This window comes from Actinoplanes sp. NPDC048791, from assembly GCF_040650095.1.
In the GTDB taxonomy this organism is placed as follows: domain Bacteria; phylum Actinomycetota; class Actinomycetes; order Mycobacteriales; family Micromonosporaceae; genus Actinoplanes.
On the sequence record NZ_JBEZGQ010000319.1, the window covers coordinates 1 to 8,203 of the forward strand.

An 8,203-nucleotide genomic window follows, 5' to 3' on the forward strand; every position below is an offset into this window, starting at 1 on the left:
CGTGGGCCATCCCCGCCCCCAAAGCCCCACCACCCACCCACAAGAAACCGAATAAAACCATGCAACCACCCGGCAATCGGCGGGAGCGACGGCCAGCGCCATGCAACCAGGCACGACAAGAAAAGATCTCCAAGAGGACCCGATTGGGACGAGCCGAGGAGCTCTGGCAGAATGGACGGGTCCGGCGTGCGCAGAGGTGCCCTCTAACTCCTCCACGCACCGCCAGTCCTCGAGGCATCGGTCCCATATCCCCACGTGGGTTCCGTTCTCTCACCCACGTACCGGCTCCCAGGCGGGCCGGTCGTCATCGCAACAGGAGCGAACAAGACCGTGGCCGTAAAGATCCGGCTCCTGCGGATGGGCAAGATCCGCAACCCGCAGTACCGCATCGTCGTCGCCGACTCGCGCACCAAGCGTGACGGCCGCGCCATCGAGTACGTCGGTATCTACCAGCCCAAGGAAGACCCCTCGATCATCGAGGTCAAGTCGGAGCGGGTGCAGTACTGGCTCTCGGTCGGCGCGCAGCCGAGCGAGGCCGTGCAGCGTCTGCTCGAGAAGACCGGCGACTGGCAGCAGTTCAAGGGCCTGCCGGCCCCGCCGCCGCTGCTGATGAAGGCCGAGAAGGTCAGCCGCCTGGCGACCTACGAGGCCGAGGCGAAGGCTGCCGCCGGTGTCGCCGAGACTCCGGCTGCCAAGCCGGCCAAGAAGGCCCGCGCGACCGAGAAGGCGGCCGACAAGTCCGCTGACAAGGCGGCCGACAAGGCTGCCGACAAGACCCCGGCCGCGCCGGAGGTTGCCGAGACGCGGCCGAGTGACACCAAGGCTGTCGACCCGGCCGAGCCGAACCGTGAGGCTGTTGCCGCGGACGCGAAGGACCCGGCCGGTGCCGGCGCCGACGCGAACTGACGGGGCGCTCCGGCCTGCGCTGGAGCACCTCGTCAAGGGCATCGTCGACAACCCGGACGATGTCCGGGTCCGGCTGGTCGACTCGCGCCGCGGTAAGCGGCTCGAGGTCCGCGTGCACCCTGAGGACCTGGGTACGGTCATCGGGCGGGGCGGGCGTACGGCCAAGGCGCTGCGTCAGGTCATCGGTTCGATCGGTGGGCGCGGCATCCGCGTCGACATCGTCGACGCGTACTGAGCTGCTGCCTGATGTTGCTGGTCGTCGGTCAGATCGGGAAACCCCATGGGATCCGTGGGGAAGTGCTGGTGACGGTGCGGACCGATGATCCAGAGGCGAGATTCGCCGCCGGGTCGGCGTTCACCACGGAGATCCCTCGGGATCGCCGGGTGAGTTCCGGCCCGGCGGCTGCCGCCGTTCCGGGGGTGCCTTACCAGGTGCCCGCGAAGCTTGTCCTCGAGGCGATCCGCTGGCATCAGGGCAAGGGCATCGCCCAGTTCGAGGGCGTCCTCGACCGCAACACCGCTGAGGCTCTGCGTGGCGTGTTGTTGCAGGTCGACAGTTCGGAGATCACCGAGCCGGACGATCCGGACGAGTTCAACGATCATCAGCTCGCCGGCCTGTCCGTGGAGTCGGTCGACGGCACTGTGCTGGGCACGGTCGACCGGATCGACCACGCGCCTGCTTCGGATCTCATCGTCCTGAAGAGGGCTGCCGGTGGCACGGCGCTCATCCCGTTCGTCAGCCAGATGGTGCCGACGGTCGATCTGGCCGGCGGCCGGATCGTCGTCGACCTGCCCGAGGGTCTGCTCGACCTCTGATGCGCGTCGATGTCGTTTCCATCTTCCCCGAGTATTTCGCTCCGCTGGAGCTGTCGCTGATCGGTAAGGCCCGCGGCGCCGGCATCCTCGAGCTCGCTGTGCATGATCTGCGCACCTGGACCTCGGATGTGCATCGCACGGTGGACGACTCCCCGTACGGCGGTGGCCCCGGCATGGTCATGCGCCCGGAGCCGTGGGCGGCCGCGCTGGATGCGGTCGCCGGTCCTTCGTCCGTTCTCGTCGTGCCGTCGCCGGTGGGTAAGCCGTTCACCCAGGCGGACGCGCACGAGCTTGCTGCTCTGGACCACCTGATTTTCGCCTGCGGCCGGTACGAGGGCATCGACCAGCGTGTCCTCGACGACGCGGCGGCGCGGATGCCGGTTCGTGAGGTCTCGCTCGGCGACTATGTGCTCTTCGGTGGTGAGGTCGCGGTCATCGTGATCATGGAGGCGATCACCCGGCTGCTGCCCGGGGTGCTGGGCAACGCGGAGTCGCTGACCGAGGAGTCGCACGCGGCCGGACTGCTGGAGGCGCCGGTCTACACCAAGCCGGCCGTCTGGCGGGACAGGGCGGTGCCCGAGGTGCTCCGGTCCGGTGATCATGGCCGGATCGCGCGCTGGCGGCGTACCGAATCGTTGCTGCGCACCGCGGCCCGGCGGCCGGACATGCTGGCCGCCTATCCGGTTGATCTCCTGGACAAGAAGGACCGGGCCGCCCTGGACGAGGCCGGATTTCAGATCCCGCCCCCGGGTGTGGCAAAGTAGTGAGGTTGCCGTTCGCGCCCCACGCCGTGGCCGGCCGGACGAGGACCCCCTGCACCGATGTCAGCGGGTCAGAATCACCCAATCGCGCATCGAACTCCCGGTGCGCTTTGAGTACGACGAGGATGCAGCGATGAACACGCTGGACCAGCTCGACGCCCAGTCGCGGCGCACGGACATCCCCGACTTCCGGGCCGGTGACACCGTCAAGGTGCACGTCCGGGTCGTCGAGGGCAACCGTTCCCGCGTCCAGATCTTCCAGGGCGTCGTGATCAGCCGCCAGGGCGGCGGGCTGCGCGAGACCTTCAAGGTCCGGAAGATCAGCTTCGGCGTCGGCGTCGAGCGGACCTACCCGGTCAACAGCCCGCAGCTCGACCGCATCGAGGTCGTGACCCGCGGTGACGTGCGTCGCGCCAAGCTCTACTACCTGCGTGAGCTCCGGGGCAAGAAGGCCAAGATCAAGGAGCTGCGCGAGAAGCAGACGGTCAGCTGAACCCCCTACCGGTCCGGGCCGTATTCACTCGGACTGACGTTTACTGCGCGGGCGCACTACGCTTGCGTCAGTGACGGATGGGAACTCAGCAGGACCATTCGCACTACCGCCCGTCATGTCCCCACCGTGGGAACTCGGGCGGTAGTGCTGTATCCGGGGCGGTTCGACCGGACGGCGGCAGGAGATGCGTAGCGTGGAACCGATGCAGGGGTATCGACCCTCCTCCTCCGGACGTCGCCGCGGGCGGGTGATCCGGCGCAAGGAGATGCCCCTCTGGCAGGAGTTGCCGCTGCTGCTGGTGGTGGCCTTCTGCCTGGCCGTGCTGATCCGCACCTTCCTGGTGCAGGCCTTCTACATCCCGTCCGGCTCGATGGAGAACACCCTCGCGATCAAGGACCGCGTCCTGGTCAACAAGGTCGTCTACGACATGCGGGACCCGCTGCGCGGCGAGATCGTGGTCTTCCGCGGCACCGACAACTGGGCGCCCGAGCAGCCGGCCGAGCCGATCAGCAACACCTTCGGCGCCAAGCTGGGCCGCACCATCGGCGACCTCGTCGGGGTCAGCCGTCCGGGCGAACGCGACTTCATCAAACGGGTGATCGGCCTGCCCGGCGACAAGATCGCCTGCTGTGACGACCAGGGCCGGATCACCGTCAACGGCGAGCCGATCGACGAGCCGTACATCTTCGAGAACTCGCCGCTGGACGCGCCGCCGAATCCGCGGCAGTGCACCAGCCGCCGGTTCGCCGAGGTGACCGTCCCCGCGGGTGAGATGTTCGTCATGGGCGACCACCGCCTGGTGTCGCAGGACGCGCGCTGCCAGGGGCCGGTACCCATCGACAACATCATCGGCCGGGCCTTCGTGGTGGTGTGGCCCACCAGCCACTTCACCAGCCTTTCCGTGCCGGACAACTGGAAGTCGTACGCGGCGGCCCACCCGATCGCGGCCGCCCCGACCGGTGAATCTCCCCGGCATGCCCCCGATCCCGCCACCGCTGCCGTTATGCTGCCGTTCCTCTTAAGTGTCGGCGTATCCGCGCGTTCCGGACTGTGGTTGCGGCCCCGGGGACGTAGGCTCCGATCGTGATTGACGAGCACACCGAGTCCTCGAAGCGCAGCGGTTCGTTCTGGCGCGAGCTACCGATCTTGCTGGGAGTGGCGATCCTCGTCGCCGTCCTGGTGCGCTTCTTCGTGCTGCAGACCTTCTACATCCCGTCGCCGTCGATGGAGCACACGCTCAACGTCTGGGACAGGGTGCTGGTCAACAAGCTCGTGTACGACTTCCGTGAGCCGCGCCGGGGCGAGATCGTGGTCTTCAAGGCCCCGACCGACTGGCAGAGCGGCACCGAGGGCGAGGACTTCATCAAGCGCATCATCGGCGTCAGCGGCGACCACGTGGTCTGCTGCGACGACCAGGAACGCCTGATGATCAACGGCCACTCGCTGGACGAGCCGTTCATCTACACCGACGCGGACGGCCAGCAGGACCCGGCGGCGGACGAGAAGTTCGACATCACCGTGCCGGCCGGCCGGCTGTGGGTCATGGGTGACCACCGCTCGGCGTCCGGCGACTCCCTGGAGCACTGGGAGCAGACCAAGGACATCCAGGCCGCCACGATCCGGACCGACTCGATCGTCGGCCGGGCGTTCACGATCTTCTGGCCGGTGTCCCGGGCGACCTGGCTCTCCGTGCCCAAGGAGTTCGACGACGTCCCGGACGCGGCGCCGGCCAACTGACGCGGCGCCGAGGCGACTGACCCGGCGTCAAGATCGACCATCGGCGCAATAGGCTGGGGGCGTGACGTTCATCGACCGCCGGGCCGCCCGGGTGCTTCTCATCGATGCCGCGGAGCGCGTTCTGCTGCTGCACGGCGGTGACCCGGCACGCGCGGACCAGCACTGGTGGTTCACACCCGGCGGTGGGCTGAACGAGGGCGAGACGCCCGCTCTGGGCGCGGCCCGCGAGCTGCTGGAGGAGACCGGCCTGCGGGTCGATCCCGCCGAGCTGGGCGAGCCGGTGCACCACGAGACCACCGAGTTCAGCTACGACAACCGGCAGTACCGCCAGGACCAGGACTTCTTCCTGCTGCGGATCGACTCGTGGCAGGTCGACACCACCGGCTTCGACCCCGAGGAGCAGCGCACGATCACCGCGCACCGCTGGTGGTCCGTGGCCGAGCTCGACACCTCGACCGAGCAGATCTTCCCGATCGGGCTCGCCGACCTGCTGCGTAAGGTCCTCTGATGCTGAGTCCGCCCCGGACGGTGGTCCGCCGCGAAGGCGGCCTCTACGCCCTTGAGCGGGCGCTGCAGCGCCGTGGCTTCCGGCACGTCGCCGGGGCCGACGAGGCCGGCCGGGGCGCCTGTGCGGGCCCGCTGGTCGCCGCCGCGGCGATCCTGCCCGAGGGCAAGCGCGGCGAGATCGACGAACTGGCCGACTCCAAGCTGCTCACCGCGGCCGCCCGCGAACGCGTCTACGACGAGGTGGTCACGCGGGCGCTGGCCTGGTCGGTGGTGATCGTTCCGCCGGCCGAGGTGGACGGCCGCGGCCTGCACGTCTGCAACCTGGCCGCGATGCGCCGCGCGCTCGCGTCGCTCACCACCCGCCCCGAGTACGTCCTGACCGACGGTTTCCCGGTCGACGGGTTGGGGGCACCCGGCCTCGCGGTGTGGAAAGGCGACCGGGTGGCGGCCTGCGTGGCGGCGGCCAGCGTGCTCGCCAAGGTCACCCGGGACCGGCTGATGGTGGAGCTGGACGGCAGGTTCCCGGACTACGGCTTCGCGGTGCACAAGGGCTACATCACCGACGAGCACAGTGCGGCGTTGACCAGGCACGGTCCCTGCGCGGAGCACCGCTTCTCGTACGTGAACGTGGCAGCCGTCTCCGGGCGCGGCAACCGGCCCCCTCGGGCCCGCCGCCCCGCGGTTCTGCCCCCGGTCAACGCCGAGCCGCTGATGCTCTGGCCAGCAGTGGAGGGTACCGTCGGCGTGGCGTCGGGCGAGCAGCCTCGGCCGCCGGTGCCGGTGGGGGAAGATGAGGCCATGGAGGGCGAGAAGCGATGAGCGCAGAGGATCTCGAGAAGTACGAGACCGAGATGGAGCTGCAGCTCTACCGGGAGTACCGCGACATCGTCCGACAGTTCTCGTACGTGGTGGAGACGGAACGCCGGTTCTACCTGGCGAACCAGGTGGACCTGCACGTCCGCAACTCCGACGGCGAGGTCTACTTCGAGGTCGAGATGCACGACGCGTGGGTCTGGGACATGTACCGGCCGGCCCGCTTCGTCAAGAACGTCCGCGTGATGACCTTCAAGGACGTCAACGTGGAGGAGCTGGAGAAGCCGGACATCTCACTGCCGGACGAGGCCGGTTTCGGCGGGAGCTGACCGGGCGGCCGCGGTTGTCCACAGGGCAGGTCGCGGCCCATCTCGGAAAAGAGCACCATGCCTGGCATGGTGCTCTTGCTTTCGGCCCTCATGGTCCTGGCCGGTCTCCCGGTGGCTGCTCCTGAGCGGGCCGGCTGGCCGGTCGACGGAGCCCGGGTCGTGCGGCGTTTTGATCCGCCGCCGCGCCCCTGGCTGCCCGGTCATCGCGGCACGGATAAGGCGGCCGCGCCCCGCTCCGTGGTGCGGGCCGCCGCAGCGGGCACGATCGTGTTCGCCGGGCAGGTCGCGGGGCGCGGGGTCGTCAGCGTGGCGCATCCCGGCGGCCTGCGGACCACCTATGAGCCGGTGGACGTCCAGACGCGCCGGCCCGGTGACGCCGTCGCGGCCGGGGAAGCGCTCGGCACGCTGGCGGCTGGTCATCCCGGCTGTCCGTCGGCGGCCTGTCTGCACTGGGGTCTGCGCCGCGGCGCGGACTACCTGGACCCGCTGACGCTGCTCGGTCTCGGGCGCGTCCGGCTGCTGCCGCTGTGATGTCAGCGCAGGGACGCCAGCAGGGGTGGCAGGCGTTCCGCCAGGTTCTCGTACTCCTCCGGGCGGTTGTAGACCTGGGCGCTCAGTCGCAGCCAGCCGCGGCCGCCCCACGCGTTCACCGCGACCTCGGTCGCCAGCTTGTCGGCGATCTGCTGGCGCAGGGCATGCGCCTCCGGCTGCGTCGTGGCGATCCCCGACGGCAGCGGCAGGATCCGCATGGCCGCCTCGGCCGCGCCGGGGTCGGGCAGGTCGGAGGGAGCCAGGCCGAGACTCGCCCCGACCAGCCGCTGACCGTACGCCGCGAGCGCCGCATTGTGCCGCCGCACAGCCTCGACGCCCAGGGTGCGCAGGGTGAAGAGCCCCGCCGGCGCGGCCAGCCAGGGCGAATAGTCCATGGTGCCCTGCGACTCGACCGACATCGGGAAGCCGGAGTCATGCTCCCAGGACACGACCAGCGGCTCGATCCGCCGGCGCCAGCCCGGGGCGACGGCGAGCAGGGCGGTGCCCCGCGGGGCGTAGGCCCACTTGTGCAGGTTGCCCACCCAGAAGTCGGCGCCGAGCCGGTCGACCCGGACGGGCAGCATGCCGGGCACGTGCGCGGCGTCGACCAGCACCGGGATCTCGTGCTCCCGGGCGGCAGCGGCGATCGCGCGCACCGGCAGCACCTTCGCGGTCGGCGAGGTGAGCTGGTCGATGATCAGCAGCTTGGTCTTGCCGGGCCGCAAAGCCCCCCGGATCCGCGACACCACCTCGGCATCGGAGGCATCCAGCGGCAGCGCGACGGTCCGCGCACTGGCCCCGTCCCGCCGGCACTGCCGCCGCACAGCGATCGCGTTGGCGCCGTAGCCGTGGTCGGTGAGCAGCACCTCGTCACCGGAGGTCAGCCGGATCGACTGCAGCACCAGCGAGACCGCGGCGGTGGCGTTCGGCACCAGAGCGCTGCCGTCCGGGTCGGCGCCGAGAAAATCGGCCAGATGCCGTCGGGTATGGACGATCCGGTCGGTCAGCCCCGGCGAAGCGAAGAACGACATCGGATTGCGCTCGACCTCGTCCCGCAACCGCTGCTGGGTGCGCTGCACGCCGATCGGGACGGCACCGAAGGAGCCGTGGTTGAGGTAGGCGGTGGCCGGGTCGAGGGAGAAGAGGAGCCGCGCTCCCGGGATGGGCGGGGGCGGATCTCCGACGCTCACGCCCTGATCGTACGTGGTGCCGGCGGGTCCGTCGCGGCCGTTCCTCAGACGGGCCGGCGGTCGGTCGTGGCCCGGCTGCGGTCGCCACCGGGTCGCGGGCGCGCCGGCGGTTGTTCGCCG

Annotated in this window: 11 protein-coding genes and 1 pseudogene; 11 read left to right on the forward strand and 1 reads right to left on the reverse strand. The window is 69.9% G+C overall.

Annotated elements, in window-relative coordinates:
* Nucleotides 1–330 precede the first annotated feature (330 nt).
* The 11 genes and pseudogenes from rpsP to AB0C29_RS22665 form a co-directional block, all read left to right on the forward strand.
* Nucleotides 331–765 (forward strand): annotated as a pseudogene (gene rpsP / locus AB0C29_RS22615) (30S ribosomal protein S16); the annotation flags it as partial.
* A gap of 118 nt (nucleotides 766–883) precedes the next feature.
* A complete protein-coding gene (locus AB0C29_RS22620) occupies nucleotides 884–1,141 on the forward strand; it encodes an RNA-binding protein (RefSeq protein WP_023561857.1) in 258 nt (85 codons plus the stop codon).
* A gap of 14 nt (nucleotides 1,142–1,155) precedes the next feature.
* Nucleotides 1,156–1,722 carry a ribosome maturation factor RimM gene (gene rimM / locus AB0C29_RS22625; RefSeq protein ID WP_360823278.1) on the forward strand — a complete coding sequence of 189 codons (567 nt, stop codon included), beginning with the start codon at nucleotides 1,156–1,158 and terminating at the stop codon, nucleotides 1,720–1,722.
* Nucleotides 1,722–2,486: a tRNA (guanosine(37)-N1)-methyltransferase TrmD gene (gene trmD / locus AB0C29_RS22630; protein ID WP_360823266.1), complete on the forward strand. Its 765-nt coding sequence runs from the start codon at nucleotides 1,722–1,724 to the stop codon at nucleotides 2,484–2,486. The genes rimM and trmD overlap by 1 nt, the downstream gene beginning before the upstream one ends.
* A gap of 130 nt (nucleotides 2,487–2,616) precedes the next feature.
* A complete protein-coding gene (gene rplS / locus AB0C29_RS22635) occupies nucleotides 2,617–2,976 on the forward strand; it encodes a 50S ribosomal protein L19 (RefSeq protein WP_360549929.1) in 360 nt (119 codons plus the stop codon).
* Between the two features lie 202 nt (nucleotides 2,977–3,178).
* Nucleotides 3,179–4,063: a signal peptidase I gene (lepB, locus tag AB0C29_RS22640; RefSeq protein ID WP_360549927.1), complete on the forward strand. Its 885-nt coding sequence runs from the start codon at nucleotides 3,179–3,181 to the stop codon at nucleotides 4,061–4,063.
* Complete coding sequence (lepB, locus tag AB0C29_RS22645) at nucleotides 4,060–4,713, forward strand: signal peptidase I (RefSeq protein ID WP_360549925.1); 654 nt, start codon at nucleotides 4,060–4,062, stop codon at nucleotides 4,711–4,713. Before lepB (AB0C29_RS22640) ends, lepB (AB0C29_RS22645) begins: the two co-directional genes overlap by 4 nt.
* A 61-nt stretch (nucleotides 4,714–4,774) precedes the next feature.
* Nucleotides 4,775–5,221 carry an NUDIX domain-containing protein gene (locus AB0C29_RS22650; protein WP_360823269.1) on the forward strand — a complete coding sequence of 149 codons (447 nt, stop codon included), beginning with the start codon at nucleotides 4,775–4,777 and terminating at the stop codon, nucleotides 5,219–5,221.
* Nucleotides 5,221–6,039 carry a ribonuclease HII gene (locus AB0C29_RS22655; RefSeq protein ID WP_360549921.1) on the forward strand — a complete coding sequence of 273 codons (819 nt, stop codon included), beginning with the start codon at nucleotides 5,221–5,223 and terminating at the stop codon, nucleotides 6,037–6,039. Before AB0C29_RS22650 ends, AB0C29_RS22655 begins: the two co-directional genes overlap by 1 nt.
* Nucleotides 6,036–6,362 carry a DUF2469 domain-containing protein gene (locus tag AB0C29_RS22660; RefSeq protein WP_023561849.1) on the forward strand — a complete coding sequence of 109 codons (327 nt, stop codon included), beginning with the start codon at nucleotides 6,036–6,038 and terminating at the stop codon, nucleotides 6,360–6,362. Before AB0C29_RS22655 ends, AB0C29_RS22660 begins: the two co-directional genes overlap by 4 nt.
* A gap of 66 nt (nucleotides 6,363–6,428) precedes the next feature.
* A complete protein-coding gene (locus AB0C29_RS22665) occupies nucleotides 6,429–6,893 on the forward strand; it encodes a M23 family metallopeptidase (protein ID WP_360823272.1) in 465 nt (154 codons plus the stop codon).
* Between the two features lie 2 nt (nucleotides 6,894–6,895).
* Here AB0C29_RS22665 and AB0C29_RS22670 read toward each other — a convergent pair whose 3' ends face one another.
* Nucleotides 6,896–8,083, reverse strand: a complete 1,188-nt coding sequence (locus AB0C29_RS22670) for an aminotransferase class V-fold PLP-dependent enzyme (RefSeq protein ID WP_360823275.1) — start codon at nucleotides 8,081–8,083, stop codon at nucleotides 6,896–6,898.
* Nucleotides 8,084–8,203: the final 120 nt, after the last annotated feature.